The 25,764-nt window shown below is 60.1% G+C and carries 29 protein-coding genes and 1 tRNA gene; 21 read left to right on the top strand and 9 right to left on the bottom strand.

Annotated features, from left to right (window positions below):
- Positions 1-18: 18 nt before the first annotated feature.
- The 5 genes from ACP7AP_RS15865 to ACP7AP_RS15845 form a co-directional block, all read right to left on the bottom strand.
- Positions 19-261, bottom strand: coding sequence for a MoaD/ThiS family protein (locus ACP7AP_RS15865; protein WP_426035490.1), 243 nt, complete (start codon positions 259-261; stop codon positions 19-21).
- Complete coding sequence (locus tag ACP7AP_RS15860) at positions 254-2,506, bottom strand: xanthine dehydrogenase family protein molybdopterin-binding subunit (protein ID WP_426035488.1); 2,253 nt, start codon at positions 2,504-2,506, stop codon at positions 254-256. The genes ACP7AP_RS15865 and ACP7AP_RS15860 overlap by 8 nt, the downstream gene beginning before the upstream one ends.
- Positions 2,506-2,985: a (2Fe-2S)-binding protein gene (locus ACP7AP_RS15855; RefSeq protein ID WP_426035486.1), complete on the bottom strand. Its 480-nt coding sequence runs from the start codon at positions 2,983-2,985 to the stop codon at positions 2,506-2,508. The genes ACP7AP_RS15860 and ACP7AP_RS15855 overlap by 1 nt, the downstream gene beginning before the upstream one ends.
- Positions 2,982-3,848: an FAD binding domain-containing protein gene (locus ACP7AP_RS15850; protein WP_426035484.1), complete on the bottom strand. Its 867-nt coding sequence runs from the start codon at positions 3,846-3,848 to the stop codon at positions 2,982-2,984. Before ACP7AP_RS15850 ends, ACP7AP_RS15855 begins: the two co-directional genes overlap by 4 nt.
- Positions 3,849-4,250: 402 nt before the next feature.
- Positions 4,251-4,336 (bottom strand) — tRNA-Leu (locus ACP7AP_RS15845).
- Between the two features lie 158 nt (positions 4,337-4,494).
- Between ACP7AP_RS15845 and ACP7AP_RS15840 the strand changes: the two genes are divergently transcribed.
- Genes ACP7AP_RS15840 through ACP7AP_RS15830 form a run of 3 tightly spaced genes read left to right on the top strand, consistent with a single transcriptional unit; the run spans position 4,495 to position 6,101 of the window.
- Positions 4,495-5,196 (top strand): CoA transferase subunit A, encoded by a 702-nt coding sequence (locus ACP7AP_RS15840; RefSeq protein WP_426035482.1) that lies wholly within the window; start codon positions 4,495-4,497, stop codon positions 5,194-5,196.
- A gap of 1 nt (position 5,197) precedes the next feature.
- On the top strand, positions 5,198-5,824 hold the full coding sequence (locus ACP7AP_RS15835; protein ID WP_426035480.1) for a 3-oxoacid CoA-transferase subunit B: 627 nt from the start codon (positions 5,198-5,200) through the stop codon (positions 5,822-5,824).
- Positions 5,817-6,101, top strand: a complete 285-nt coding sequence (locus ACP7AP_RS15830) for a GNAT family N-acetyltransferase (RefSeq protein WP_426035478.1) — start codon at positions 5,817-5,819, stop codon at positions 6,099-6,101. The genes ACP7AP_RS15835 and ACP7AP_RS15830 overlap by 8 nt, the downstream gene beginning before the upstream one ends.
- A gap of 104 nt (positions 6,102-6,205) precedes the next feature.
- Here the strand turns inward: ACP7AP_RS15830 and ACP7AP_RS15825 are convergent, their stop codons facing one another.
- Positions 6,206-7,051, bottom strand: a complete 846-nt coding sequence (locus ACP7AP_RS15825) for a lytic transglycosylase domain-containing protein (protein WP_426035476.1) — start codon at positions 7,049-7,051, stop codon at positions 6,206-6,208.
- A gap of 381 nt (positions 7,052-7,432) precedes the next feature.
- Between ACP7AP_RS15825 and ACP7AP_RS15820 the strand changes: the two genes are divergently transcribed.
- From ACP7AP_RS15820 to ACP7AP_RS15755, 14 genes are all read left to right on the top strand, one after another.
- A complete protein-coding gene (locus ACP7AP_RS15820; RefSeq protein WP_426035474.1) occupies positions 7,433-7,636 on the top strand; it encodes a Flp family type IVb pilin in 204 nt (67 codons plus the stop codon).
- Between the two features lie 552 nt (positions 7,637-8,188).
- Entirely contained in the window at positions 8,189-8,395 is a 207-nt protein-coding gene (locus tag ACP7AP_RS15815; protein ID WP_426035472.1) for a Flp family type IVb pilin, read from the top strand.
- Between the two features lie 203 nt (positions 8,396-8,598).
- The gene (locus tag ACP7AP_RS15810; RefSeq protein ID WP_426035470.1) at positions 8,599-8,787 is read left to right on the top strand and encodes a hypothetical protein; all 189 of its coding nucleotides are present in this window, start codon (positions 8,599-8,601) and stop codon (positions 8,785-8,787) included.
- Positions 8,788-8,844: 57 nt separating this feature from the next.
- A complete protein-coding gene (gene cpaB / locus ACP7AP_RS15805; RefSeq protein ID WP_426035468.1) occupies positions 8,845-9,687 on the top strand; it encodes a Flp pilus assembly protein CpaB in 843 nt (280 codons plus the stop codon).
- Positions 9,688-9,893: 206 nt separating this feature from the next.
- On the top strand, positions 9,894-11,288 hold the full coding sequence (locus ACP7AP_RS15800; RefSeq protein WP_426035466.1) for a type II and III secretion system protein family protein: 1,395 nt from the start codon (positions 9,894-9,896) through the stop codon (positions 11,286-11,288).
- 2 nt (positions 11,289-11,290) lie between these two features.
- Positions 11,291-11,947, top strand: coding sequence for an OmpA family protein (locus ACP7AP_RS15795; RefSeq protein ID WP_426035464.1), 657 nt, complete (start codon positions 11,291-11,293; stop codon positions 11,945-11,947).
- Between the two features lie 273 nt (positions 11,948-12,220).
- A complete protein-coding gene (locus tag ACP7AP_RS15790; RefSeq protein WP_426035462.1) occupies positions 12,221-13,519 on the top strand; it encodes an AAA family ATPase in 1,299 nt (432 codons plus the stop codon).
- 24 nt (positions 13,520-13,543) lie between these two features.
- On the top strand, positions 13,544-14,974 hold the full coding sequence (locus tag ACP7AP_RS15785) for a CpaF family protein (RefSeq protein WP_426035460.1): 1,431 nt from the start codon (positions 13,544-13,546) through the stop codon (positions 14,972-14,974).
- Between the two features lie 7 nt (positions 14,975-14,981).
- Entirely contained in the window at positions 14,982-15,950 is a 969-nt protein-coding gene (locus ACP7AP_RS15780; protein WP_426035458.1) for a type II secretion system F family protein, read from the top strand.
- A gap of 5 nt (positions 15,951-15,955) precedes the next feature.
- Positions 15,956-16,939 (top strand): type II secretion system F family protein, encoded by a 984-nt coding sequence (locus ACP7AP_RS15775; RefSeq protein ID WP_426035456.1) that lies wholly within the window; start codon positions 15,956-15,958, stop codon positions 16,937-16,939.
- A 35-nt stretch (positions 16,940-16,974) separates the two neighbouring features.
- On the top strand, positions 16,975-17,544 hold the full coding sequence (locus ACP7AP_RS15770) for a tetratricopeptide repeat protein (protein ID WP_426035454.1): 570 nt from the start codon (positions 16,975-16,977) through the stop codon (positions 17,542-17,544).
- A 76-nt stretch (positions 17,545-17,620) separates the two neighbouring features.
- Positions 17,621-18,466 (top strand): tetratricopeptide repeat protein, encoded by an 846-nt coding sequence (locus tag ACP7AP_RS15765; protein WP_426035452.1) that lies wholly within the window; start codon positions 17,621-17,623, stop codon positions 18,464-18,466.
- A 1-nt stretch (position 18,467) separates the two neighbouring features.
- On the top strand, positions 18,468-18,959 hold the full coding sequence (locus ACP7AP_RS15760) for a prepilin peptidase (RefSeq protein WP_426035450.1): 492 nt from the start codon (positions 18,468-18,470) through the stop codon (positions 18,957-18,959).
- A 63-nt stretch (positions 18,960-19,022) separates the two neighbouring features.
- Positions 19,023-20,339, top strand: a complete 1,317-nt coding sequence (locus ACP7AP_RS15755) for an ATPase (RefSeq protein WP_426035448.1) — start codon at positions 19,023-19,025, stop codon at positions 20,337-20,339.
- Between the two features lie 227 nt (positions 20,340-20,566).
- Here ACP7AP_RS15755 and ACP7AP_RS15750 read toward each other — a convergent pair whose 3' ends face one another.
- Entirely contained in the window at positions 20,567-21,103 is a 537-nt protein-coding gene (locus ACP7AP_RS15750) for a 5-formyltetrahydrofolate cyclo-ligase (RefSeq protein WP_426035446.1), read from the bottom strand.
- Positions 21,103-22,473 carry a magnesium transporter gene (gene mgtE / locus ACP7AP_RS15745; protein ID WP_426035444.1) on the bottom strand — a complete coding sequence of 457 codons (1,371 nt, stop codon included), beginning with the start codon at positions 22,471-22,473 and terminating at the stop codon, positions 21,103-21,105. Before mgtE ends, ACP7AP_RS15750 begins: the two co-directional genes overlap by 1 nt.
- Positions 22,474-22,592: 119 nt before the next feature.
- On the opposite strand from mgtE, the gene guaD reads away from it, so the two are divergent.
- The 3 genes from guaD (at position 22,593) to ACP7AP_RS15730 (ending at position 24,366) form a co-directional block, all read left to right on the top strand.
- Complete coding sequence (gene guaD, locus ACP7AP_RS15740; RefSeq protein ID WP_426035442.1) at positions 22,593-23,867, top strand: guanine deaminase; 1,275 nt, start codon at positions 22,593-22,595, stop codon at positions 23,865-23,867.
- A 62-nt stretch (positions 23,868-23,929) separates the two neighbouring features.
- On the top strand, positions 23,930-24,229 hold the full coding sequence (locus tag ACP7AP_RS15735) for a hypothetical protein (protein ID WP_426035440.1): 300 nt from the start codon (positions 23,930-23,932) through the stop codon (positions 24,227-24,229).
- Positions 24,226-24,366 (top strand): hypothetical protein, encoded by a 141-nt coding sequence (locus ACP7AP_RS15730; RefSeq protein ID WP_426035438.1) that lies wholly within the window; start codon positions 24,226-24,228, stop codon positions 24,364-24,366. The genes ACP7AP_RS15735 and ACP7AP_RS15730 overlap by 4 nt, the downstream gene beginning before the upstream one ends.
- Positions 24,367-24,535: 169 nt before the next feature.
- Here the strand turns inward: ACP7AP_RS15730 and ACP7AP_RS15725 are convergent, their stop codons facing one another.
- The gene (locus ACP7AP_RS15725; RefSeq protein WP_426035436.1) at positions 24,536-24,850 is read right to left on the bottom strand and encodes a hypothetical protein; all 315 of its coding nucleotides are present in this window, start codon (positions 24,848-24,850) and stop codon (positions 24,536-24,538) included.
- Between the two features lie 157 nt (positions 24,851-25,007).
- Between ACP7AP_RS15725 and ACP7AP_RS15720 the strand changes: the two genes are divergently transcribed.
- Entirely contained in the window at positions 25,008-25,628 is a 621-nt protein-coding gene (locus ACP7AP_RS15720) for a GcrA family cell cycle regulator (RefSeq protein WP_426035434.1), read from the top strand.
- Positions 25,629-25,764 lie beyond the last annotated feature (136 nt).

Raw genomic sequence — 25,764 nt, 5'->3', positions numbered from 1 at the left:
CCCACCCTCAAATATCGCTTAGCCGCCCTTAATGCGCTGAATCAGATAGACCTCGTCCAAGGGACCAATAGCGGCGGACATGTTGGTAACAATTTGACCATTCACCGACACCGAAACCCCCGCCTTGATCACCGGCAGCAGAGCCGGATGCGCCTTGACCAGCGCATCCAGAATCCCCCTGACGGTATCACCCTTGACAGAAATCACCGTCTGATCCCCCGCGAATCTGCGCAAGCCAGACCAGAGGTTGATCTCAACCATGCGACCTTGCCTTGATCGCCGCCAGAACCTTCGGCGGTGACATCGGCAGGCTGCGCAACCGCGCCCCGGTGGCTGCGGCAATCGCATTGGCCAGCGCGGGCAGCGGCGGGGTGATGCCGGTTTCGCCAACGCCGCGCACCCCGTAAGGATGGCCGGGGTTCGGCACCTCGACAATCACCGTGTCGATCATCGGCAGGTCAGACGCGACCGGAATTCGGTAGTCCAGAAACACCGCATTTTGCAGACGGCCATCCGCGCCGTAAACATATTCCTCGTTCAGCGCCCAGCCGATGCCCTGCACCGCACCGCCCTGATACTGCCCCTCGACATAGGCCGGGTGGATCGCGCGGCCCGCATCCTGCACCACCAGATAGCGCAAAACCGTGGTGCGCCCGGTTTCGGGATCAACTTCGACATCCACCACATGCGCACCAAAGCTGGCCCCGACCCCGCCCGCAGTCACTTCATGGTGGCCCGAGATCGGCCCCCCGGTGCTGCCCATCTTGGCGGCAATTTCGGCGATGGACATCGGCGGGAACTTTCCGGCGTTCGGGCCAGCGGGGATCGCCGCACCGTCAAGCCATTCGACAGCTTCGGCGTCAATGCCCCATTCGGCGGCGGCGCGGGCGCACATCTGGGCAATCGCCTGCTTGGCAGCCTCGACCGCCGCCAAACCGCTGGCAAAGGTGGCGCGACTGCCATGCGTGGGCTCGTTCACGCCCAAAGCGCCGGTTTCCACGATATTCACCCGCACCGACTCGTAAGCGATGCCGAGCGTCTCTGCCGTCATCATCCCCAGCGAGGCCCGACTGCCGCCAACGTCGGGCGTGCCGACCGACACCGTCACCGTGCCATCTTCACCAATCGCCAAGGAAACTGAGGTTTCGCCACCATGGTTGAACCAGAACCCCGCCGCCGAGCCGCGCCCCTGATTGGGGCCAAGCGGCACCTTCAGATTAGCATGCGCCATCGTCGCCTCAAGCGTCTCAACCAGACCTATGCGGTTGTAGGTTGGGCCATAGCTCGCTTTCGCCCCTTCCCGCGCGGCGTTTTTCAGGCGCACAGCCAGCGGATCAAGCCCCAACTCATGGCACATCTCATCCAGCAAGCTTTCAACCGCAAACGCCGCCATCGGCGATCCGGGCGCGCGGTACGCGGCGGCCTTGGGGCGGTTGGCCAGAACCTCATAGCCTTGGTGAAACACCGCAGGCACGGTGTAACAGGCCAAAGCGCACGATAAAGCCTCACCCACTGGCGACGATCCGATAAACGCCCCGCCCTGCATGCGGAAGTTCACCGAAGCGGCGGTGATCGTGCCATCGGCCTTCATGCCCATCTTCACATCCATCGAGGCCGAAGCCGTCGGCCCGGTGGCGCGCAAAACTTCCGCACGGCTCATCACCAGCTTGACCGGACGGCCCCCGGCCTTGCGCGACAAAGCCAGCGCCAGAGGCTCCATAAAGATCGTGGTCTTGCCGCCAAAGCCGCCGCCAATTTCTGAAGGCGTCACCCGTAGTTGCGATGCCTCGGTGCCCAGCACCGCCGAACACATCCGGCGGATATACCATTGGCCTTGAGTGCAGACCCACATCTCACCCTTGCCATCCTCGCCCATCTGGCCAAGGCAAGCATGCGGCTCGATATAGCCCTGATGGGTGGCTTCGGTCTTGTAGCTTTGCGCGCGCACCAGATCGGCTGCGGCAAAGCCTGCCTCCAGATCGCCATGGCCAAACTCGATGTATTTCACCACATTCGGATGCATGCCTTCTGGCACCGAATAATCAGCGGTGCCTGCGCGAATGACCGGCGCATCGGGCTGCATCGCCGCATCCACGTCGATGACATGCGGCAGCACCTCATATTCAACCTCAACCAGCCGCGCCGCATCCTGCGCCAGCAGTTTCGAAGTCGCCGCCACCGCCGCGACCGCATGGCCGTCATAAAGCGCCACATCGCCCGCAAGGGTGTTTTCCTGCAGGTTCCAATCTTCTCCGGTCAGCCCGGTGGGAAAATCGGCGCGCGTGATCACCGCCTTCACACCCTCCAGCGCCAGCGCTTTCGAGGCATCAATGCGGATGATCCGGGCATGCGCATGCGGGGATCGCACCACGGCGGCATGCAGCATGCCGGGGGCGGAAATGTCAGCCCCATAGCGCGCGCGCCCAGTCACTTTGTCCAAGCCATCGGGGCGATTGGGGCGGGTGCCAACCAGACGATAGGCGGTTTTCAAATCATCCTTCGGCATCAGTTTACCCCCCGCATTTCAGCGCCCGCATCCATCACGGCGCGGATGATTTTATCATAGCCGGTGCAGCGGCACAGATTGCCCGCCAACCAATAGCGCACTTCGACCTCAGTCGGATCGGGGTTCTGCGCCAACAAAGCGTTGGCAGCAACCAAAATCCCCGGCGTGCAAAACCCGCATTGCAACGCAGCATGTTCGATGAACTTGCGCTGCAACGGATGCAGATCGGGGCCGTTCGACAGACCCTCCACCGTGGCCACCGTTTTGCCTTCAGCTTCCGCCCCGAGCACCAGACAGGAACACACCAGAACCCCATCCAGTTGCACCGAACAGGCGCCGCAATCGCCGGTGCCGCAGCCCTCTTTCGTGCCCGTCAGGCCCAACTGATCGCGCAGGCAATCCAGCAATGTGTCGCGCGGATCGGCCAGAAATTCGACCGCATCGCCGTTCACGGTGGTGGTAACATGGATTTTGCTCATGCTGAGGCTCCTTCTGCGCGGGCGTAGGCAATGCGCGCGGCGCGTTGCACCAGCACGCCGACGATGTCTTTGCGGAAGGTGGCGGTGCCGCGTTTGTCGGAAATCGGGGTGCTGGCGGCAATCGAAGCGGCAGAAAGGGCGGCCAAAGCCGCGTCGTCCAGCGAGCTGCCGATGATTGCCTGTGCTGCCGCTGGCACCAGCAGGATCTTCGGCGCCACCGCCCCCAAGGCAATCCGCGCCTCGGTGATCCGCGTGCCATCGCGGCGCAGATTCACCGCCACGCCGACCACGGCAATATCCATCTCGGTGCGTGGGATGAAGCGCAGATAGGCGTCGCCGCCCTGCGCCCCGCGCGCAGGCAGCGTGATCGCGGTGATCACCTCGCCCGGTTGCAGGGTGGTGCGGCTGGGGCCTGCGGGAATATCCTCGACCGCCACCTCGCGGCTGCCCTGCGGCCCGATGACCGACACCATAGCGCCCGCAGCCATCATCCCCGGCACACTATCAGCAGCGGGCGAGCCGTTGCAAAGATTGCCCGCGAGCGTGGCGCGGCCCTGCACTTGCGTCGAGCCGACCAGTTGCATCCCCTCCACCACGCCCGGCCAGTCAGCGCAGACCCCAGCGTGTCGCCCCAGTTCCGCCCCCGACACCGCGATGCCGATCCGCCAGCCACCTTCGGCGGTGCGGGTTATGTCCTTAACGCCGGGAATATGTTTGAGATCAATCAGATCATCCGGCGTGACGATTGCCGCGCGCAACTGGACCAGAACATCCGTCCCGCCCGCAAGAAACCGTGTCCGCCCCGTCGTGCCTGCCGCAATCGCGACCGCCTGTTCAAAGCTCTTTGGCGTGTGAAATCGCATCCTGCCTCTCCTAAACTGATGGTCATCGTCCAGACAGAATCTAAGCAGATCCGACTACTGCCCGAGTATGGCGGGTATTCTGCGGGAAGTCAGCCTCATCGGCAACAGTCCGAACCCCGGTGCTCAACCGCAATATCGCTTTATTCAAGTTGGCAACTCAGGTTCGGACCCTGTCCCCGGGCGCGGTGTAGCTGGCCGTGAAGGTCACCGCCATGTCGGGCGGGGCCTGCTTGATCAGCTATACCACGCCACGGGACTTGATCGCGACAACGAACAAACTGTCCCCTCACGTTTCATATTCCTGCGAGTCTTCAAGTATGTGAAACCTGCTTCACTGGAAGCCATCTGGTCGCCTGTCCAAATCCAACACATGGCATGAAAACCACAACCACTTTTCTTTATTGGTGCCCGCGGCCGGAGTTGAACCGGCACGGCCGTTCGGCCTAGAGATTTTAAGTCTCCTGTGTCTACCATTTCACCACGCGGGCAGATTTGCGGGTTTGGCAATCTGCCGCACCATAGCCATCTGCGCGGCGGGGTAAAGCCGCTGAACGCTGCTTTCGCCATAACAAACTGCTGCGCTGCAGCGATTGACTTCACTTGAAACCCTGCCTTTTATACGCGCGAGAGTTTGCGGAGGACCCCGATGAAGAAAATCTACCCCAACGCGGCGGTGGCGCTGGATGGCTTGCTGTTTGACGGCATGTTGATCGCGAGCGGCGGTTTCGGCCTCTGCGGTATTCCAGAACTGCTGATCGCGGCGATCCGCGATGCGGGCACCAAAGGCTTGACCATCGCGTCAAACAACGCGGGTGTCGACGGTTTCGGGCTTGGCCAGCTTTTGGAAACCCGGCAGGTCAAGAAAATGATCTCGTCTTACGTCGGCGAGAATGCCGAATTCATGCGGCAATATCTTTCGGGCGAACTCGAATTGGAATTCAACCCGCAAGGCACGCTTGCCGAACGCCTGCGCGCAGGTGGTGCGGGTATCCCCGGCTTTTACACCGCCACCGGCGTTGGCACCGTGATCGCCGATGGCAAAGAACATCACGACTTCAACGGCAAGACCTATATCTTGGAAACCGGCATCATCGCCGACCTATCCATCGTCAAGGCGTGGAAGGCTGACCCCTCGGGCAATCTTGTGTTCCGCAAAACCGCGCGCAACTTCAACCCACCAGCGGCGACATCGGGCAAGATTTGCGTGGTCGAGGTCGAAGAAATCGTGCCGTTGGGCGCGCTGGACCCCGACACAATCCACCTGCCGGGCATCTATGTGCACCGCATTGTGCAAGGCCAGCACGAAAAACGCATCGAGAATCGCACGACTCGCAAGAAGGAAGCTTAAGATGTGGGATCGCAACCAAATGGCCGAACGCGCAGGGCGCGAGTTGCAAGACGGCTGGTATGTCAATCTTGGCATCGGCATCCCTACTCTGGTGGCCAACTATATCCCTGAAGGTGTTAACGTCACCTTACAGTCGGAAAATGGCATGTTGGGCATGGGCCCGTTCCCTTACGAGGGCGAGGAAGACCCCGATCTGATTAACGCCGGCAAGCAGACCATTACTGAGTTGCCGCAGACCGCCTATTTCGATAGCGCCCAAAGTTTCGCGATGATCCGGGGCGGCAAGATTGCCATGGCGATTTTGGGCGCAATGGAGGTCGCCGAAAACGGCGATCTGGCGAATTGGATGATCCCCGGCAAGCTGGTCAAAGGCATGGGCGGGGCGATGGATCTGGTCGCGGGCGTTGGCCGCGTTGTGGTTGTGATGGATCACACCTCAAAACATGGCGAATCCAAAGTGTTGAAAGCCTGCACTTTGCCTTTGACCGGCAAGGCCGTGGTCGATCGCATCATCTCGAACCTTGGCGTGCTAGATGTGGTCCCCGGCGGCCTCAAGATCGTCGAAGTCGCCGATGGCGTCACCGAGGCCGAGTTGCGCGCCGCAACCGAGGGCACCATCGTTGACTGAAGTTATCCGCGAGCACGGCGCGCATAAGGGCCGCTACTACATCCGTCAGAACGGCGAAGAAGCCGAGATGACCTATTCGATCACCACGCCGACGCTGGTGATCGCCGACCACACCGCGGTGCCGGAAAGCTTTCGCGGCACTGGCGCGGGGGTGGCGATGCTGACGCAGTTCGTGGCGGATGCACGGGCCGAGGGTTTCAAGATCATGCCGCTCTGCCCGTTTGTGAATGCAACGCGGAAAAAGCATCCCGAATGGGCGGATGTGTTCACGGTTTGAGTGGTCCCGACTCGGGACCATTTTGAATCTGTGCGAAATCAAGGACTTAATCTGAGGCGTTCAGGAAATCTTAACGTTTTCGCTGCGTTTCCTGAGTTTGGCGATCAGTTCGTCGCCGAAATCACCTTGAACACACAAGGATCGGTGACCAATTCCGGCGGGCTCAGGCACAACCCCTGCGCCACCTGCCACGCTGCCAAAACCTTGGGTACATAATCGCGGGTCTCGGCATAGGGCGGCACACCGGAATTGGCATCAATCGCGCCCTCGCCCGCATTATAAGCCGCGATCACCATCAAAGGATCATGATCGAACCGCTTCATCAGCCAGTCCAGATAGGCCACACCGCCCTTGATATTTTGCACCGGATTGGTGGAATCGCTGACACCAAACCGCGCCGCTGTCGCCGGAATCAACTGCATCAAGCCCTGCGCCCCCGCCGAGCTGATCGCATTGGGTTTGCCGGCGCTTTCAATCCCGATCACCGCCAACACCAAAGCGGGCGAGACATCGGTGCCAATCGTCGCTTTCAAAATCTCGGTGCCATAGTTTGAGGCGATCTCTTGCATATGCTGCATCCGGGGTGCTGCCACCCGCGCCCCGCCCGGACCTTGGCTGAGCGTCGCCAGCGCCAAGGGGAACCGCCCCGAGACCTGATCGCGCTGCACCGGCACCGCATCCCAGAACCAGCCATATTGCGCCGAGGCCGGGGTTGGCAGGGCGGGGGTCTGTGGCGCAGCGGGACCCTCGGGCACTTCGGGCGCGCGGGCCTCAACCTCGGGCAAAGCCGCCAACAGCCGGGCCTGCTCGACCGGATCAATCTGCACGGTGATGCGCTTACCGGGCAGGTTGTCGCTGACCTTGATGCGCTTGAAGCCGTCACCACTCGCGGAATTCATGATGATTTCCGCCGCTGCCGGTATCGGCAGCAGAACAATCAACCCTGCCATAACTGCGCCTTTTGCCCGTCGCATCACGTTGGATGCCGCCTGCCTTGTTTTCATTGCCTGAACTGTTGCAGAATCACTCCGCGATTTCCACGTTTGCCTGTGTCAATCATGGCAATTTTGCCCAAATCGGCGCGAAAGCAACGGTTGCACGGCACAGGGTTAAGCGGTAGTTAAAATATAAATCCATATAAATCAATGCACTGTAAGATTTTCATGCCTAAATTGCGCCGCTTCAAAAACGCCTCACCCTGACCAAACTGCCGCCACGTTCACAGGGCCATATAGGGTCATACCGAACGGCAAGCGGCGAAACAGAGATCGCAGCTGACAGAGCCGGAGCGGTTAGAAACCTGAGCATCCCCAGAAAGGGACCACATTATGATGACCTTGAAACTCCGCAAACTGTTCAAATCCTTCCGCGCTGACGAATCCGGCGCTGTGACCGTTGACTGGGTCGTGCTGACCGCTGCCATCGTTGGTCTCGGCATGGTCGTGATGAAAACCGTTGGTGGTGGCATCGAAGGTCTGGGCAACTCGATTGTGTCCGACCTGCAGGGCCGCGCTTCGGGCTACGAAAACCAGTAATCGATTAATCCGATCACCTGATAAGGGTGAAGGCCGCATCCGGGACGGGATGCGGCCTTTTCCATATGCGACAGCTGCCCTGGGTGTTTCTGCACAAATTCTCGATCAAAAACATGGTTGTTCCCGATCAGACGGATGCCCCCTAAGCCACCTGAAAGTCGAGGCTGAGCACCGCCAGTTAGACTGTATTCAGAACCTCAAAGTTACTCATCGGGCGACCAAGATCATACATCGCGAAATTCGATCACACTGATCGCATCCGCCTAAGGGCCGCGTCTGATCCAGATGCGGCCGTTTGCATAAGCCAGAGGCATCGGGATCAATCGCGCCACAGCGTTGCTTCTAAATCAGAAACGCCACGTTTCCACAGATTCGCAATGCAATCGGGTGAACGCAGCAATCACCCAGAAAAGACCAAACCCCCGCCGCAATCGCGCCACGATCAGACGGCTATATCAACCCAAGCCGAAGCGGTGAACGCACTGGAACAGAGGCCAGGACGTGACGATCCAAAGCGGTGACATGAGCAACTCCTAGATAGGGAAATCCAAAATGATGACTTTGAAACTCCGCAAACTGTTCAAATCCTTCCGCGCTGACGAATCCGGCGCTGTGACCGTTGACTGGGTCGTGCTGACCGCTGCCATCGTTGGCCTCGGCATGGTCGTGATGAAAACCGTTGGTGGTGGCATCGAAGGTCTGGGCAACTCGATTGTGTCCGACCTGCAGGGCCGCGCTTCGGGCTACGAAAACCAGTAATCGGTTTCTTCGATCACCTGAAAAGGGTGAGGGCCGCATCCGGGACGGGATGCGGCCTTTTCCATGTGCGAAATCCGGGCCAAAATCCGACAACAGACCACATTGCCGCCACGGGCCCATCCCGATTCCGGCCACAATCCCGCGCTATAGCGGTGATCGTGGGTGTTCTGAGTAGCCGGAGTAAAAGCCGCGAAGGAGGTAAGATGCAACGTTGGTTGAAGAAATTCATCCGAAAAACCGACGGCGCGGTCACTGTGGAATGGGTGACCTTGTCTGCGGCGGTGATCGGGCTCGGGATGCTGGTGCTATGGCCAGTGGCCTTCAGCACGGAAAGCTCGACGCGGGGCGTGGCGGATTACATCGAAAGCATAGACGTGGGTTACGACAGATGAGTTGGGGTGTTCCGCAAGGCTTGCAACGCGGCGGAAACAAGTGGGAAAGGGATTAACATGCGAATGATCTTTGGATTGGTGCTGGTGGTCGGCATGATGCTGGCAGGTGCCGCCGTGTTCATGGCAAAGAATTTCATCGGCCAACAGCAATCGGCGGTGACGCGCGAAAAGCAGTTGATGGCCGATACCGGCGGTCTGACCATGGTGTTCGTGGTCAACAAAGCGAAGAACTACGGCGATCCGCTGACCAAAGAAGATGTGCAACGCATCTACTGGCCGAAAAACGCTTTGCCGGAAGGCGCGTTTGAGGATGGCGAGGTGCTGTTTCCGAAAGACGCTAAGGACCCGCGCTATGTGGTGCGGCAGATGGAAAAGTTTGAACCGATCCTGGCCGTCAAAGTCACCGCTCCGGGCGAGCAGGCGGGCCTGAACGGCGCGATTGAAAAGGGCATGCGGGCGTTTGCGATCAAGGTTGATGCCGCAGACTTCCTGCAACCCGGCGACCGGGTGGATATCTACTGGACAGGCTCGTCGGATGCTTCGGGCTCGGAAATCACCCAGCGCATCGAAAACGCGGTCAAGATCATCGCGGTGGATCGCAACGCTAAGGAAACCGTGGCGGCAGGCGAAATTCAAAGCCGCACCATGACCGTGGCGGCCACGCCGGAACAAGTGGGCCGTCTGGCGCAAGCGCAGGCCACCGGGCGTCTGGTGATGTCGCTGGTCGGCAATGACAGCAGCGCTGCCACCGATCCGACCGAGATCAAAGTGACGACGAAAGACATCAACGGCGACACGACAGCCGCCCCTGAAGCCGCAGTCGTGGCACCTCAAGCCTGCTTTATCACGGTGCGTCAGGGCGGTGTTCCGACCCAAGTGCCAATCGCCTGCACCAACTAAGTTGGAAAAACTGAACTTGCCGCCACTTCCTATAGTGGCGGCAAGTTTCATCTTCCGCATTTGGTAGCCTGCTGTTGCAAGTTATCCACATAAGGAACCGCCTTTAACCATTTGATTCTTGCAAAAAAACGACACTTACGTCATCTTGCGAATTGGATTGGGCACAACAAGACCCGACCAGAGGCGTGATCGAAAGGGCAGGTCACATGAATATGCGCAAATTCCTGACCGCCGGTTGCTTGGGGCTTGCCCTTGCATCTACGGCGCTCAGCCCGCTGTCTGCACAGACGCTGCGGGTGATGGAGGGGTCGGCTTCGGCCCCGCTGAACGTGCCGATGAACCGCGCCGTGGTTGTGGAAAGCGACGTCTCCTTCTCCGAGCTGTCGATCGCCAACCCCGGTATCGCCGATATCTCGACGCTGTCGGACAAGTCGATCTACGTTCTGGGCAAGACCCCCGGCCGCACCACGCTGACCCTGCTGGGGCCGGATGGCAAGTTGATCTCGAACGTTGATGTCCATGTCACACCGGACATTGCCGAATTCAAAGAACGCCTGCAACAAATCCTGCCCGGCGAGAAAATCGAAGTGCGTACCGCAAATGACGGCATCGTCATGTCCGGCACCGTATCTTCTACCGCCAAGCTGGATCGCGCCCTGGATCTCGCCGAACGCTATGCGCCAAAACGGGTGTCGAACCTGATGGGCGTCGGCGGCACCCAGCAAGTCATGCTGAAAGTGCGCTTTGCCGAGATGCAGCGTTCGGTGTCGAAAAACCTGTCCTCGTCGCTGGCGGTGTCAGGTGGCAAGAAATTCGGCGTTTCGGGTGAAACAGGCACTTGGCTGAACGGTGACAACGGTATCGACAACGGCACCATCACCGCGCGCGACAATGCCAACTCTGCGGTGGCCTTTGGCTTCTCGGCAGGTTCGCTGGAATTCGCGGTGCTGCTGGAGGCCCTTGAATCCAAAGGCGTCGTGCGCACCCTGGCCGAGCCGAACCTGACCGCTTTGTCGGGACAAGAGGCGAAATTCCTTGCCGGTGGCGAATATCCGATTCCGGTGACCGACAATGATGGCATCAAAATCGAATACAAACCGTTCGGGGTCGAGCTTAACTTCACCCCCACTGTGGTCGATGGCGATATCATCAATCTGGTGATCAACGCGGCGGTGTCTTCGATTGACACCACCACCGCAGTCACCGCCTCGGGCTTTTCGGTCAACGCCTTCAAGCGCCGCGAAACCTCCACCACGGTAGAGATGCGCGACGGCGAAAGCTTTGCCATCGCGGGCCTGTTGCAAGATGATTTCCGCGATCTGAACGGTCAGGTGCCGTGGCTGGGCGACATTCCGATCCTCGGCGCTTTGTTCCGCTCGGCAGAATATCAACGCGCGCAGTCGGAACTGGTGATCATTGTGACGCCGCATCTGGTCACGCCCACCCGTGGCGAAGCCTTGGCGCTGCCGACCGACCGGGTTAAGCTGCCGTCCGAGAAGGATTTGTTCCTGTTCGGCAATGTGGCAGGCAAACAAAAAGGCGCGGCTGGCGATGTTGCCCGACAAGATTTCAGCGGCTCTTACGGTTATGTGATGGAGTGATCATGAACATGCGCTCCCTCCCCCTGATTGCCGCAGCCTTTCTCAGCCTCGCAGCATGCGATCCGACCAGTTTCACCTCCGAGGCCGGTGCCGAAGTGGATGAAGGCGGTTTCGGCAACTCGACGATGAACAACACCTTGGTGATGTCGGGCGAACGCGACTACACCATCGCGCTGGCAGAACGCTTTGCCCGCGAAGTGCCCAGCACGATCACCTTCGCCTTCAACAGCTCAGAACTGACCCCGGAAGCCCGCGCCACGCTGGCGCAGCAGGCCGATTGGATTCGCCAATTCCCCGAGGTGCGCTTCCGCGTCTATGGCCACACCGATCTGGTCGGCTCTGACGCTTACAACAAAGCCTTGGGGCTGCGTCGTGCCAAAGCCGCCGTGCGCTATCTCTCCAGCCTTGGTATTGGAGGCTCGCGCCTTGAGGCCGTGGCTTCGTTCGGCAAAACCCGCCCGGTCATCCAGACCGCCGGCCCAGAACAGCGCAACCGCCGCACGGTGACCGAGGTATCTGGCTTTGTGAAGGGTAACCCAATGGTACTTAATGGCAAATATGCCGCGATCATCTGGCGCAGCTATATCGAGGGGGCAATCCCTCCGCATCCCAACAATGAGATCATCACGACGCAAGTTGCCCCCAGCGGGGCGAATTGACGGGCCAGTGTCGCGCACGCAAGTAAAATGGCCCCTGCGCGCAATCGCAGGGGCTTTTGTTTCTGAATTCGTTTCCGAAATAGCCGCTTAGATCGCGAAATACCCCAGATTGACGCTGTTTTAGCCCCAATCTCGCCACCATCCTCCAGCATCTTGCACCCAATGGGAACAATGCCGCGCCGAAGGCTTGGTATGCTCCCCCGATTGGCCCCAATCGCGCCTTAATTTTGGCCGGGGTCCGTGGTGGGATGTCTTGAGAAGGACGATGAAACGATGACGAGCGTGGCCAACTTACAACCCGATCCCGCACCCATTCTGGCGTGTACGATTTCGCGCGATGTGCAGAACTTTGATCTGCTGATCGACGATATGGAAAACGAACTTGGCGAGGCTTGGGGCGATCTTGGCTTTGACGATGCGCTGATTTTCCTTGGTCAGCCCGAATCTGCCACGCTGGAATTTGTTGCCATCGCCGTCGATGCCGAAGATGAGGTCGATCTGTCGCGGATCACCGAGATCATCCGCACCGCCAAGGCAAAGTCGATCAAAGTGATCCTGATCGCCGATCAGGTTGGCCCCGCGGCGCTGCATCAACTGCTGCGCTTGGGTGCCGAAGATTTTGTGCCCTACCCTTTGCCCGATGGCGCGCTGCACGAAGCCATTGAGCGCATCCGCAAAGTCAAACCTGCTGAAGCTGCTGCTCCTGGGCCAACCCCCGCCCCTACGCCCGCGCCAATCATCTCGGATGAACCCCATGCCGAAAAGGCCCCGGCGTTCAAAGCCAAAGGCGACCGTGATGCGGTGGTGCTTCCGGTGCATGGGCTGGCTGGCGGTTGCGGCGCGTCAACCTTCGCCGCCAATCTGGCTTGGGAGCTGGCAACTTTGTCGAAAACCGACGCCCCGCGCGTCTGCCTGATCGACCTTGATTTCCAATATGGTTCCGCCGCCACCTATCTCGACCTGCCGCGTAAAGAGGCGGTGTTCGATCTTTTGACCGACACCGGCCATGCCGATTCAGATACCATGTTGGCCGCCATGCTGACCTTCAACGACAAGCTGCATGTGCTGACAGCCCCATCCGACATGCTGCCGCTGGATATTGTCTCACCCGAGGATATCGGTCGCATCATCGACATGGCGCGGGCGAATTTCGACTTTGTCGTCATCGACATGCCGCGCACCATCGTCGCCTGGACCGAAACCGTGCTCAGCCGCGCTCATGTCTACTTCGCGCTGATGGAGTTGGACCTGCGCTCGGCCCAGAACGTGCTGCGTCTGGTGCGGGCGCTGAAGGCCGAAGGTCTGCCGCATGAAAAGCTGCGCTATGTGTTGAACCGCGCGCCGAAATTCACCGATCTTTCGGCGAAAAGCCGGGTGAAGCGGATGGCCGAAAGCCTTGATATCACGATCGAAGTGCAGCTTCCCGATGGCGGCGCGCAGATCACCCAAGCCAATGACCATGGCCTGCCACTGTCTGAAAATGCGGGCAAAAACCCGTTGCGCAAAGAAATCCAAAAGCTGGCGAAATCGCTGTTTGATCTGAACAAAGCCGTGGAAACCGGCAGGGGCTAAGGCCTAGACTATTGGGGGTTAACGATGTTCTCACGTTTCAAAAAACCGGAGGCCGGGCCAAGCGCCAGCCCAGCCGCCGCACGTCCGGCGGCTCCGGCCCCCGCGCCAAAGCCCGGCATCAGCCGCCCCACGGTTGCCCCCGCCCGCCCGCCTGCGGAAGCGGTCGCAGCGGATAAGGAAAAGAAGCGCAAAGACCGTCTGGGCGAGTTGAAGCAGGAACTGCACAAGCGCTTGCTTGATAACCTCAACCTCGCGGCCATCGAACAAGCCTCGGAAGCCAATCTCAAAGCCGAAATCGCCGCTATCTCCGCCGAGGCTTTGGAAGAGATGCAGGTGGCGTTGTCGAAAGAAGACCGCACCACGCTGAACCAGGAACTTTACGACGAGGTGATGGGCCTCGGCCCGCTGGAACCGTTGCTGAAAGACGAGTCCGTTAACGATATTCTGGTCAACGGCCCGAACCGCATCTTTGTTGAACGTAACGGCAAGCTGACCCTGACCGACATCACCTTCAAAGATGAGCGTCACCTTTTGCGCATCATCGACAAGATCGTCTCTGCCGTGGGTCGCCGGGTTGACGAATCCAACCCCTATTGCGACGCCCGTTTGGCCGATGGCAGCCGTTTCAACTGCATGGTGCCGCCAGTTGCGGTTGACGGATCGCTTGTTTCGATCAGGAAATTCAAGAAAGAGAAACTGGGCATCCCCGATCTGGTGCGCTTCGGGGCCTTCACCGAGGAAATGGGGCTTTACCTGCAAGCCGCCGTGTCGTGTCGGTTGAACATCATCGTCTCGGGCGGCACCGGTTCGGGCAAAACCACCACCCTTAACGCTTTGTCCAGCTTTATCGACAACACCGAACGCGTGCTGACGATTGAGGACACCGCCGAACTTCAACTGCAACAGGTGCATGTTGGCCGGATGGAAAGCCGACCCGCCAACGTCGAAGGCAAGGGCGCTGTCACCCAACGCGATTGCTTGCGCAACGCGCTTCGGATGCGTCCTGACCGGATCATCGTCGGCGAAACCCGTGGTGAGGAAGTCATCGACATGCTGCAGGCGATGAACACTGGCCACGATGGCTCGATGACCACCATCCACGCCAACTCGGCCCGCGATGGCATCAGCCGTCTGGAGAATATGGTGGCAATGGCCGGGATTGAAATGCCGCTAAAGGCCGTGCGCAGCCAGATCGCATCGGCTGTGAACCTGATCGTGCAAGCAAGCCGCCTGCAAGACGGCTCGCGCCGCATGGTCTCGATCACCGAAATCACCGGCATGGAAGGCGAAGTGATCTCGATGCAGGAAGTCTTCCGCTACGAACGCTTAGGGGTTGAACCCAACGGTAAGATCATCGGTCGCTTCAACGCAACCGGCGTGCGCAGCCACTATTCTGACCGCTTCAAGCAATGGGGCTACGATCTGCCTGCCTCGATCTACGAACCGATCAACTGAGGGTATCATGACCATTTCAGCCGCCCCGCTTATCTATGTTTTGATCTTCGTTGCCGTCGTGGTGATGGTGAACGGCCTTTATCTGGTGGTGTTCGGCAAGTCGATCAGCCTGAACAACCGGATGAGCCGCCGTCTTGCCCTGCTGGAGAAAAACAACAACCGCGAACAGGTGCTAGAACAGCTGCGCAAGGAAACCGAGCAGCACGTCAACTCGCGCGGCATCCCGCTCTATTCGATCCTCGCCAAAAAGGCGCAGAAGGCCAACATCGCTTTCAGCCCGCAGCAATTGGTGATGATCATGATCGGCATGGTTGGCGTGGCCTTCACCGGTCTGACATTTGGCACACAGGTCGCTTTGCCGATCCGCGTGGTGGTCGCCGTCGGCATGGGCGTAGGCGGCGTGTATTTCTGGGTCAACGGCAAAGCCAAAAAGCGCACCTCATTGATGGATGAACAACTGCCCGATGCAGTGGAACTTATGGTGCGGTCTTTGCGCGTCGGCCACCCGTTTGCCTCCGCCATTGGCATCGTCGCAAAGGAAGTCCCCGATCCGTTGGGCACCGAATTCGGCATGATCTCGGACGAAGCCGCCTACGGTCGCAACGTCGCCGACAGCCTGAAAGCCTTTGCCGAGCGGATGGACAGTCAGGATTTGCGCTTTCTCGCCGTCGCCGTCACCATCCAGCAAACCTCGGGCGGCAACCTCGCCGAAATCCTCGAAGGTCTATCGAAAGTCATCCGCGCCCGCTTCAAACTGTTCCGCCGCGTCAAGGCGATCACCGGTGAGGCGAAATGGTCGGGCATGTTCCTGTCGATGTTCCCAATCGGCGCGATCGTGATGATCAACATCATCAAACCGGACTACTACGATGATGTCGCGAAATCGGCGGTGTTCATTCCGGCCTGCCTTGCCGTCGCGGTGTTCCTTGTCATCAACATCATCTTCATGCGTATCATGGTCAACATTAAGGTCTAAGCGTCATGGATTTCCTAAACAATATCAACACGCAACTGACTGACAACTTCGGTCCTCTGGGGCCGTTGCTGGCGCTTGGCCTGCTGGGTCTGACGCTGATCGTCGCCGTGCTGCCGATGCTTTTGCAAAAAAAGCCCGAGCCGTTCGATAAACTGAAGGCCCTGCGCAAAGACATCGAAAACGCCAGTGCCGGCAAGAAAAGTGCCAACCTGCGCCACAGCGAAAAAGCCGACAGGCTAGAGAAATTCGCCTCGTTCCTGGAACCGCAAGACGAGCAGACCATGACCGCCTCGCGCCTCAAAATGGTGCGCGCGGGCTACAAACAGAAAAACGCCGTCCGCACCTTTCACTTCGCGCAACTCGCCTTGGGCGTCGGTCTGCTGGGTTTGGGGATGCTCTATACCTTCACCGGCAATGACGGGGCCGAGGTGTCCACCCAAGTCATGATCATCTCTACCCTGTTGCCGGGCGGTTTGGGCTATTACTTCCCGATGTATTGGGTCAACAGCCGGGTGCAAAAGCGCCAATCCGAAATCGTCTCGGGCTTCCCCGATGCACTCGATTTGATGCTGGTCTGTGTCGAGGCGGGCCAGTCGCTGGATCAATCCATTAACCGCATCGCCAAAGAAAGCCGCAACTCTTGCCCTGCCTTGGCAGAAGAATTTGAAACCGTGGCACAAGAGGTCAAGGCCGGCAAAGAGCGCGTCAAGGTGCTGAAAGACATGTCCGAACGCGTCGGCATCGCCGATATCTCCTCGTTCTGCACCACCCTCGTACAATCGGCGACCTTCGGCACCTCGATGTCAGACGCCCTGCGGGTGTATTCTGCCGAGATGCGCGACAAACGCATCATGCGGGCGGAAGAATTGGCCAACAAATTGCCGACAAAACTCACCCTCGGCACTATGCTGTTCACGCTGCCCCCGCTATTGATTATCTTGATCGGACCATCGGTTTACGGGATCTCGAAAACCCTCGGTGGCGGCTGAACCACGGGCGCTAGGCCCAAGCATATGGGGCCAGAGTGACGCGCGCGGTGATTGCCTTCCTGATCTGCATCCCTTTGGCCGCCTGTCAGCACACGGGCGGCCTGTCCGCATCCGGCAAACCCCGCAACGTGCCTTACGGTGTCGATGGCCGCGAACAGGGCGTTGATGGCCTGCTGGTCGGCCACCGCCTGATGGAAGCGGGCGAGTATGAACTGGCGATGAAAGCCTATCTGCGTGCCGCAGCCGAGCAGGGGATGAACGCCGATGTGCTCTCGGCCATCGGTTCTGCCGATCTGAAAATGGGCCGCTTGGGCCAAGCCGAACAAGTGCTGCGCCGCGCCATTGAAGCCGATGAGCGCAACGTCCCCGCCCTGAACAACCTCGGCTGCGTGCTGATGGAGCAAGGCAAATCCGGCGAAGCCCGCCGGGTGTTTCAGCAAGCTTTTGCCTTGGACAGTGGCCAATCGGACTCCATTCGCGAAAATCTAAAGCTCGCGATAGCGCGCAGCGAAGCCTCTGTATATGATCCGGTTCAGGACGAAAAACCCGTGATGAAACTGGTGCGACGCGGCCAAGGCTCTTACGTCTTGCTGTCGCAACTTTGAAGACCCAGAACTTGAAGACCCAGAATTTGAAGCCCGCATCGTTGAAGACCGAGCAGTAGACCAAAAAGGACGCAAAATGCGCCAACCTGTGTTGCTTACGCTGTGCCTGATTGGCGCCACTGCTTTGGCGGGCTGCCAAGGCACCCGAGACGCCGCCTCGAAACGCGCGCTGAAATCGGTGAATGTGGTCGATGAGAGCAACCTCAGCGACATCATGCTGACGGTGGGCGACCCGGATGAGGCCGTCGCCTATTTTCAGAAAACCAGCGCCGAAAACCCCGACCGCATTGATCTTAAACGCGGTTTGGCCAAATCGCTGATCCGCGCCAACAAACCCGCGCAGGCGATTTCCGTCTACACCGCGATTGTTGCCTCTCCCGAAGGCACCAATGATGATCGTGTCGGTCTGGCTGACGCGCAAATGCGCACCTCGGACTGGGCCGCCACCGCCGCCACCCTGAACACCATCCCGCCGACTTTTGAGACCTTTGAGCGCTATCGGCTTGAAGCCATGGTCGCCGACAGCCAGAAAAACTGGAAGAAAGCCGACAGCTTTTACGACATCGCCGCGGGCCTCACCAACAAACCCTCGGGCGTCTACAACAACTGGGGCTTCTCTAAGCTGACGCGCGGCGACAATGCCGGGGCCGAGAAGCTGTTCCTCGAAGCCCTTACCTACGATCCCAGCCTGTTCACCGCCAAGAACAACCTGATCCTCGCCCGCGCCGGTCAGCGCAAATATGACATGCCGGTGATCGAGATGACCCAGACCGAGCGCGCCCAGCTTTACTACACCCTCGGCCTCGCTGCGGTGAAGCAAGGCGACACCTCGGTAGGTCGCGAACTTTTGCAACAAGCCGTAGACACCTCCCCAACCTATTTCGAGGCCGCCGAGCGCAGTCTCAAAGCGCTGAGCACCTGATATGATCTCTCCCTACACCGCCCTGATCTTCCTGCCGTTCTGCTTCGCCGTAGTCATTTGGGTGTCGTGGAGCGATATGAAATTCATGAAAATCCCCAACAAAGCCGGATTGGCGCTGCTGATCCTCTGGCTGGTGCTGGGCCTGATCCTGGTGCCGTTAAAACTCTGGCTCTGGGGCTGGGCCTTGGCCGCTTGTGTGCTGGTCGCGGGCTTTATCCTGAACGCAGGCGGAGCAGTGGGTGCAGGTGATGCGAAATTCGCAGCCGCCATGGCCCCGATCTTCATCCATGCCGACATCCGCTTCGTGCTGGGCCTCTACGCCGCCTGCCTGCTCGGGGCCTTTGCCGCCCACCGCCTTGCCCGTCTGATCCCACCGTTTCGCGCCGCGACGCAAGATTGGCAAAGCTGGACCCATAAAGACTTCCCGATGGGTCTGGCGCTGTCAGGAACACTGATCTTCTATCTTTTGGCCGCACTCTTGCCGCTTTTCTAGGTCAATCCTTGGCATTGAACCAATGGGTGCAACAATCGCCCAACCGATGCAAAGGTGCCGCCGATGAACATGCAAGTGCCGATGGGCGTGCAAGCCCCGCCGCAACCAAAGTCCTTGGCCGAAACCGGCCTAAGTTCGGTGATGATGCGCGACATCCTGTTGAAAACCATGTTTCGGATGAACCTCGACATGGTATCAGACCTCTCCCGCGCGATCTGCCTTCCCGTCGTCCTGACCCAAGAACTGGTCGACGCCGCCCGGCAGCAACGCCTTTTGGAAGCCAAAGGCACCCTGAACGCCACCTCGACCAGCAATGAGATGGGCTACCAGCTGACCGACGCCGGCAAAGCCCGCGCTTTGGATGCGCTGTCGCAATCCGAATATTACGGCGCACTCCCCCTGCCGCTCGCGGCCTATTCCGCCCAGATGAAGCGCCAATCGGTGCGCGACATTAAACTCACCCGCCCCGAGTTGATGAAGGGCATGGGCCATCTGATCCTGCCGCCCGATCTGATCTCCAACCTCGGCCCCGCCGTGACCTCAGGCCGCTCGATCCTGATGTATGGCCCGCCCGGAAACGGTAAATCCTCGATCTCCAACGGCATCCGCGCCGCTTTGGGCGACAAGATCTACATCCCGCGGGCGATCGAATATTCCGGTCAGGTGATCACCGTTTTCGATCCAATCGTGCACTCCTCCGCCGAGGAATCTATTGACGATCCCAACGCCCTGCGCCGCACCGGCAACCGCTATGACAACCGCTACGTCTATTGCGAACGCCCCTCGGTGATCACCGGGGGTGAGTTGACCCTCGACATGCTCGATCTGAAATACAACCCGACCGCCCGCACCTATCAAGCCCCCTTGCAGCTGAAAGCCTCGGGCGGCATTTTCATCGTCGACGACCTTGGTCGCCAAGCCGAACCGCCGCAAAAACTGGTCAACCGCTGGATCGTGCCACTGGAAGAATCCCGAGATATCTTGGCGTTACAGTCAGGCGAGAAATTCACCGTCCCGTTTGACACTCTGGTGATCTTCTCGACCAACTTCCACCCGAATGAGATTTTTGACGGCGCGGCCCTGCGCCGGATCTTCTTCAAGATCAAGATTGACGGCCCCAACCAAGAAATGTTCCTGAAAATCTTCGCCATGGTCGCCAAGAAAAAGAAAGTCCCGCTGGATGAGGCGACGCTGATCTACATGCTGAAAAGCAAATACCCGACCATCGCCAACAACTTCGCGAACTACCAGCCAACCTTCCTGATCGACCAGATGATCGCGGTCTGCGACTTCGAAGGCATCGCCTACCAGATGAGCCCCGAGCTGATGGACCGCGCCTGGGACAACATGTTCGTGCGCCAAGAGACGATTGCGAAATAACCGATCAGACAGATCGAATCCTCAAATCAACTGCCCTGATCGCCATCCGCGATCAGGGCTTCGCTGATTCAAAAACCCGATCAATTTGATTAAAATTTGCTTTCACATTGGCAAAAATACTCCACGGGGGGGGGGGGGGGGGGGGGGGGGGGGGCCCCCCCCCCCCCCCCCCCCCCCCCCCCCCCCCCCCCCCCCCCCCCCCCCCCCCCCCCCCGCCCCAAGCGCAGCTAAAACCGCCGCACACCCACTTCCGTCACCATCAGATCCAAGCGCTGATCGAATTCATCAATCGGCACCTGATCCAATTCCTGTGCCGCAAAGCCAAACCCCACCGCCAAAGTCGGCCGCTTCAAACGCAATCCCTGCAAGGTCCGGTCATAAAATCCACCGCCGTAGCCCAGTCGGAACCCGCGCGCGTCAAACCCGACCAAAGGCACGATAAGCACCTCTGGCTCAATCCAAGCGCCTTCACTCGGGATGAACGCCCCAAACGCGCCCATTTCCATCGCGCAGCCGGGCGACCATTCGCGAAACCGCAACGCCTCACCTTGCGCCACAATCACCGGCACGCAGACCGGCCCCTGATGCGCCAACATCGCAGCCATCGGGTCCGCCTCGGTCCGCATCGCCATATATCCCGCCAAAGCCCGCCCGCGATGTTCCGCCAGCATATCGGCCAATAACTCCGCCGCCTGCCCCTGCCCCGCTGCAAACGCCAATTTCCGCGCCGCAAACGCCGCCTTCCGAGCCGCCACCTTATCCATCACAGCAGCACCATCGTCGCCAGCCCCAGAAACGCCAGATAGCCCAGCACATCGGTCAACGTCGTCACGAACGTTCCCGAAGCCAGCGCCGGGTCCAGATCCAAGCGGTGCAGGCCAAGCGGCACCAACACCCCGCCCATCGCCGCCACCAGTTGATTGGTGATCATCGCCGCCCCCAACACCAGCCCCAGCTTCCAATCGCCAAAGATCAAAGTCCCCGCCAGCCCCAGCAGGCAGGCTAAAGCCAAGCCGTTCAAAAGTCCGCCGACCAATTCCCGCAAAACCACCCGCTTGGCGTTGGCCGAGGTCAGCGAGCGCGTCGCCAGCGCCCGCACCGCCACCGCCAAAGATTGCGTCCCGGCGATCCCACCGGTCGAGGCCACAATCGGCATCAACGCAGCCAACGTCACCAAACTGGCAATCGTGCTCTCGAACCGCGAGATCACAAACGCCGAAATCGACGCGGTAAACAGGTTCACCACCAGCCACGGCAACCGCTGTTTCGCCGTGGCCCAAACCCCATCCGACAGGCTCGAATCGTCGCCCACCCCGGCCAGACGCAGCATGTCCTGCTCGTGTTCCTCGTCCAGCACGTTCATCGCATCATCAATGGTGATCACCCCCACCAAGCGCCCGGTGGCATCGACCACTGGGGTGGAAATCAGGTGATACTGGTTGAACATATAGGCCACATCGGCCTCGGATTCCGTCGCCGGAACCGTGCGGAAACTATCCTCCAGAATATCCTTCAACCGCACCTCGCGCCTGCTAGACAACAATCGCCCCAAAGTCACATAGCCCGTTGGTTTCATGCGGGGATCTGTCAAAATAACATGGTAGAACTGATCCGGCAGATGCGGCGTCTCACGCAGATAATCAATCGCCTCGCCCACCGTCCAATGCTCAGGCGCCACCACCACTTCGCGCTGCATCAGGCGGCCTGCGGATTCCTCAGGGAAGCCCATCGCCTGCTGCACCGCAACCCGGTCGGCATCCTCCAAAGCATCAAGGATCAAGCCCTGCTGCGGCAGATCGAGGTCTTCCAGAATATCGACCACATCATCGGTATCGAGCTCGCGCATCGCCTCGGCCACCACCGAAGCGGGAAGCGATTCGATCACCTCCTCGCGAATCGATTCGTCGATCTCGGACAGAATCTCGCCGTCAATCTCACCCGACCACAAAGCCAGCAGGGCACGGCGGTCCGCCCCACCGATCTGCTCCAGCAAGTCGGCGATGTCGGCGGCGTGCAACGGCTCCAGCAATTCGGTGACGCGGGCAGCATCCTTTGCCTCAACCGCATCAAGGATCGCTTCCACCCGGTCGGCGTGGACCTCATCTTCGTCCATCAGTGCCAGATCTTCCGCCATGACGCACTCCTTTGCCGCTTGCTTACAGAAAGCTGTTTCAATGAAACAGAGGGCATGCAGAAATTTACCTAAACGCCATAAGCCTATACCATAACCGGGTTTGGCAAGCGGAGTATGCAATGACCGACATTCTTCTGGGGCAAGTGTTGTCTTTCGCAGGTGATCCTTTCGCCCTCGGTCCGGATGCCGCGCGGCACGAGACCCACGGCGCGGTCGCCATCGAAAACGGCAAAATTGCAGCCCTCGGCCCCGCCGACCACATCCGCGCGACCTATCCACAGGCCAAGATCACCGATTACGGCCAATGCCTGATCTCGGCAGGCTTCATCGACGCGCATGTGCATTATCCGCAAACCGCAATCGTCGCCTCTTGGGGCAAACGCCTGATCGACTGGCTGAACAGCTACACCTTCCCCGAGGAAATGCGCTTTGCCGACCGCGCCTATGCCGATGAGGTCGCGGGCCGCTACCTTGATCTGGCGCTGGCGCACGGCACCACCTCGATGTGCACCTACGCCACCATCCACCCCGAAAGCGTCGATGCTTTCTTCACCGCCGCCCAAGCGCGCGGTCTGCGCGCTTTCGCTGGCAAAACCTGCATGGACCGCAATGCGCCTGAAGGTCTGCGCGACACCGTGCAATCAGCCTATGACGACAGCAAACGCCTGCTGCAAAAGTGGCATGGGGTCAATCGTCTGTCCTACGTCATAACCCCGCGCTTCTCGCCCACCTCCACCCCCGAACAACTGGCCGCCATGGGCCAGCTTTGGCGCGAATACCCCAGCTGCCTGATGCAAACCCACCTGTCTGAGCAAGTGGATGAGATTGCCTGGGTGAAAGAGCTGTTCCCACAGTCCCGCGACTACCTCGACACCTATGAGACCCAAGGTCTGTTGCGGAGCGGTGCCGTCTACGGCCACGCCATCCACCTGACGCAACGCGAGAAAGACCGCCTGATCGAAGCCGGAGCCTCGCTTGTCCACTGCCCGACCTCGAACACCTTCATTGGTTCCGGCCTGTTCGACATGAGCCTTGCGAAGCACCTGCGCGTCGGCCTCGCCACCGACACCGGTGGCGGCTCAAGTTTCTCCATGCTGCGCACCATGGCCGCCGCCTATGAGGTCGCGCAGCTGCGCGGTGAGGCGCTGCACCCAAGTCAGTTGTGGTGGCTTGCCACCGTAGGCTCGGCCCGCGCCCTGCATGCCGAACACCAGATCGGCAATATCGCGCCGGGCATGGAGGCTGACCTGACCATCCTAAACCTGCAATCCACCCCCGCCATCGCACAAGCCACCCGCCGCGCCGCCGACATCTGGCAAGTGATCTTCCCCACCATCATGCTGGGCGATGACCGCGCCATCCGCGCGACATGGATCGGCGGCAAACCGCGCTGACCGCCGGCCCCGGCTCGCAGCATGGCGATAACCGCGCTAGCGTGGTGCAAAAGGAGATCCCCATGCTGAAACCAATCCCCGCCCTGATCGCCACGTTTTGCCTCACCGCCTGCGTCACCACCGACCCAAGCCTGCCCCAGCGCGACATTGCCCGCCAGTTTACCTTAGCCGATGGCTCGCAGCTGGTGGTGATGACCGATGGCCGCCAAGCCCAGTTGCGCTACCCCGCCCGCTACCCGCTGACCGATGCCGAAACCGCCTCCTACGTCGAGGACGCTACCAACTGCGCCCCCGGCCGCCTGCTGAGCAGCAGTTCTGATGGCTATGACACAACGCGCAGCTACGCGCTGAATTGCGGATGACACCTTATACCCATGCCGCCTCGGGGGCCATCGAGGCCCCGCTCGGCGGCGTTACCACCGCAGCGGTGGGTCGGTCGCTTTACGCCCACGCGTGCCCCGCGTTGCAACTTTGGGATGCCTCCGGCGGGAGTATTTAGAAAAGAGCAATTTCACATTGGTTCAAATATCCCCGCCGGAGGCTTCCACATCACGCCCAGTGCTCCGCCACAGAACCGCCGCCCGCCCGAGCCGCCCCGGCGAAGTCCGGGGTGGCGAGACAAAAGCCTTGCGGCGAAAGCCGCTCATTCAGCTTGCCGCGCGACCAGCCTAGTCGTCGCCCAATTCCCAGCCGTCCGGGTAGAACTCGAACGGCAGCACGATTTCCGTGGCTAACCGCTCCCATTGCCACACGGTTTCCGCATCAATCGCAATCGGCCCGATCCGGGCTTGCAGCACGTCGCCGGCATGGCTGGTCTTGAAGCCCTTCGCCCGCAGCGCCTTTTCCACCGCCGCCCATTTGGTATCGACCTCTTCGGCGACGAATTCATAGACAACCACCGACAGCTTCGGCAGCTTCACGCCGCGGCCCACCGTGGCAAAGCTTTCAAACGTATCGGCCCGCTGTTCCTGAAAGTTATGCATCCCTGCCCCCTGTGCCCGCGCGCCCCGATAAACCGAATCACGCAGCGCTTGATATTGCCGCGTCCGCCTTGTATCCGCTGCATTCAAGATTAGAATAGGGTCTGCTGTCACGCAGGGCCCCTCGGGCCCGCAAAAGCCCCCTGAACCGGAGTTCGCCATGTCCTGGACCGACGAGCGCGTCGAGACGCTCAAGAAAATGTGGGCCGAGGGCCAGTCTGCCAGCCAGATCGCCAAAGAGCTGGGCGGCGTCACCCGCAATGCGGTGATCGGCAAGGTCCACCGCCTTGGCCTGTCCAACCGCGTCGGCGGCGGCGCTGTCGAAGCCGATGAGCCCGAGGTCGCAGCCCCCACCCCGCTGCGCCCTGGACCCAGCCCCAAACCCGTGATCGTCGAAGCCCCGGTGCGCGCGGCCTCCCCCGAGCGCGTGGTGCCAGAGCCGCGCCCAGCAGCCCCGGTTGCCGCCTCGGCCAGCGTCACCACTTTGCCAATCCCGCTGCGCAAGGCGATCATCCCGGCGGGTCAACCTTTGCCGCCGCAGCCCTCTGCCAATGAAATCTCCCCCGAGGCCCTGGCTTCGGTGCGCGAGGTTGAGAAGCGCGCCAAGCGGCTGTCGCTGATGGAGTTGACCGAGCGCACCTGCAAATGGCCGATCGGCGACCCTGCCACCGAAGATTTCTGGTTCTGCGGTCTGCCCTCGGTGCCTGGCAAACCCTATTGCGAAGCCCATGTCAGCGTCGCTTTCCAACCAATGAGCGCGCGCCGCGACCGTCGCCGTTAAGGCAGGCTGATTTGGCCTAAGTCCGAAAACCCGAAAGGCGCGAGCATCCCTCGCGCCTTTTGCATGGCTTGCGCCGCTGATCGGCATTGTAGGGTGGGTTTCCAACCCACCGCACCCCTGCGCCGTGTGCTTCAGC

Source organism: Cypionkella sp. TWP1-2-1b2 (assembly GCF_049896245.1).
Lineage (GTDB): Bacteria > Pseudomonadota > Alphaproteobacteria > Rhodobacterales > Rhodobacteraceae > Cypionkella.
Note: the sequence above shows the minus strand (reverse complement) of the source record. Positions and strands in the feature narration are given on the sequence as shown.

Bases quoted from the DNA above. Each gene is read 5' to 3' on its own strand.
- ACP7AP_RS15795 (WP_426035464.1), top strand. From the start codon at position 11,291: ATGAACATGCGCTCCCTCCCCCTGATTGCCGCAGCCTTTCTCAGCCTC.
- ACP7AP_RS15780 (WP_426035458.1), top strand. From the start codon at position 14,982: ATGACCATTTCAGCCGCCCCGCTTATCTATGTTTTGATCTTCGTTGCC.
- ACP7AP_RS15765 (WP_426035452.1), top strand. From the start codon at position 17,621: ATGCGCCAACCTGTGTTGCTTACGCTGTGCCTGATTGGCGCCACTGCT.
- ACP7AP_RS15815 (WP_426035472.1), top strand. From the start codon at position 8,189: ATGATGACTTTGAAACTCCGCAAACTGTTCAAATCCTTCCGCGCTGAC.
- ACP7AP_RS15720 (WP_426035434.1), top strand. From the start codon at position 25,008: ATGTCCTGGACCGACGAGCGCGTCGAGACGCTCAAGAAAATGTGGGCC.
- ACP7AP_RS15725 (WP_426035436.1), bottom strand. From the start codon at position 24,850: ATGCATAACTTTCAGGAACAGCGGGCCGATACGTTTGAAAGCTTTGCC.
- ACP7AP_RS15755 (WP_426035448.1), top strand. From the start codon at position 19,023: ATGAACATGCAAGTGCCGATGGGCGTGCAAGCCCCGCCGCAACCAAAG.
- ACP7AP_RS15775 (WP_426035456.1), top strand. From the start codon at position 15,956: ATGGATTTCCTAAACAATATCAACACGCAACTGACTGACAACTTCGGT.
- mgtE (WP_426035444.1), bottom strand. From the start codon at position 22,473: ATGGCGGAAGATCTGGCACTGATGGACGAAGATGAGGTCCACGCCGAC.
- ACP7AP_RS15800 (WP_426035466.1), top strand. From the start codon at position 9,894: ATGAATATGCGCAAATTCCTGACCGCCGGTTGCTTGGGGCTTGCCCTT.
- ACP7AP_RS15810 (WP_426035470.1), top strand. From the start codon at position 8,599: ATGCAACGTTGGTTGAAGAAATTCATCCGAAAAACCGACGGCGCGGTC.
- ACP7AP_RS15860 (WP_426035488.1), bottom strand. From the start codon at position 2,506: ATGCCGAAGGATGATTTGAAAACCGCCTATCGTCTGGTTGGCACCCGC.
- ACP7AP_RS15840 (WP_426035482.1), top strand. From the start codon at position 4,495: ATGAAGAAAATCTACCCCAACGCGGCGGTGGCGCTGGATGGCTTGCTG.
- ACP7AP_RS15865 (WP_426035490.1), bottom strand. From the start codon at position 261: ATGGTTGAGATCAACCTCTGGTCTGGCTTGCGCAGATTCGCGGGGGAT.
- ACP7AP_RS15760 (WP_426035450.1), top strand. From the start codon at position 18,468: ATGATCTCTCCCTACACCGCCCTGATCTTCCTGCCGTTCTGCTTCGCC.
- ACP7AP_RS15750 (WP_426035446.1), bottom strand. From the start codon at position 21,103: ATGGATAAGGTGGCGGCTCGGAAGGCGGCGTTTGCGGCGCGGAAATTG.
- ACP7AP_RS15790 (WP_426035462.1), top strand. From the start codon at position 12,221: ATGACGAGCGTGGCCAACTTACAACCCGATCCCGCACCCATTCTGGCG.
- ACP7AP_RS15735 (WP_426035440.1), top strand. From the start codon at position 23,930: ATGCTGAAACCAATCCCCGCCCTGATCGCCACGTTTTGCCTCACCGCC.
- ACP7AP_RS15850 (WP_426035484.1), bottom strand. From the start codon at position 3,848: ATGCGATTTCACACGCCAAAGAGCTTTGAACAGGCGGTCGCGATTGCG.
- ACP7AP_RS15825 (WP_426035476.1), bottom strand. From the start codon at position 7,051: ATGGCAGGGTTGATTGTTCTGCTGCCGATACCGGCAGCGGCGGAAATC.
- cpaB (WP_426035468.1), top strand. From the start codon at position 8,845: ATGCGAATGATCTTTGGATTGGTGCTGGTGGTCGGCATGATGCTGGCA.
- ACP7AP_RS15835 (WP_426035480.1), top strand. From the start codon at position 5,198: ATGTGGGATCGCAACCAAATGGCCGAACGCGCAGGGCGCGAGTTGCAA.
- ACP7AP_RS15820 (WP_426035474.1), top strand. From the start codon at position 7,433: ATGACCTTGAAACTCCGCAAACTGTTCAAATCCTTCCGCGCTGACGAA.
- ACP7AP_RS15730 (WP_426035438.1), top strand. From the start codon at position 24,226: ATGACACCTTATACCCATGCCGCCTCGGGGGCCATCGAGGCCCCGCTC.
- ACP7AP_RS15855 (WP_426035486.1), bottom strand. From the start codon at position 2,985: ATGAGCAAAATCCATGTTACCACCACCGTGAACGGCGATGCGGTCGAA.
- guaD (WP_426035442.1), top strand. From the start codon at position 22,593: ATGACCGACATTCTTCTGGGGCAAGTGTTGTCTTTCGCAGGTGATCCT.
- ACP7AP_RS15785 (WP_426035460.1), top strand. From the start codon at position 13,544: ATGTTCTCACGTTTCAAAAAACCGGAGGCCGGGCCAAGCGCCAGCCCA.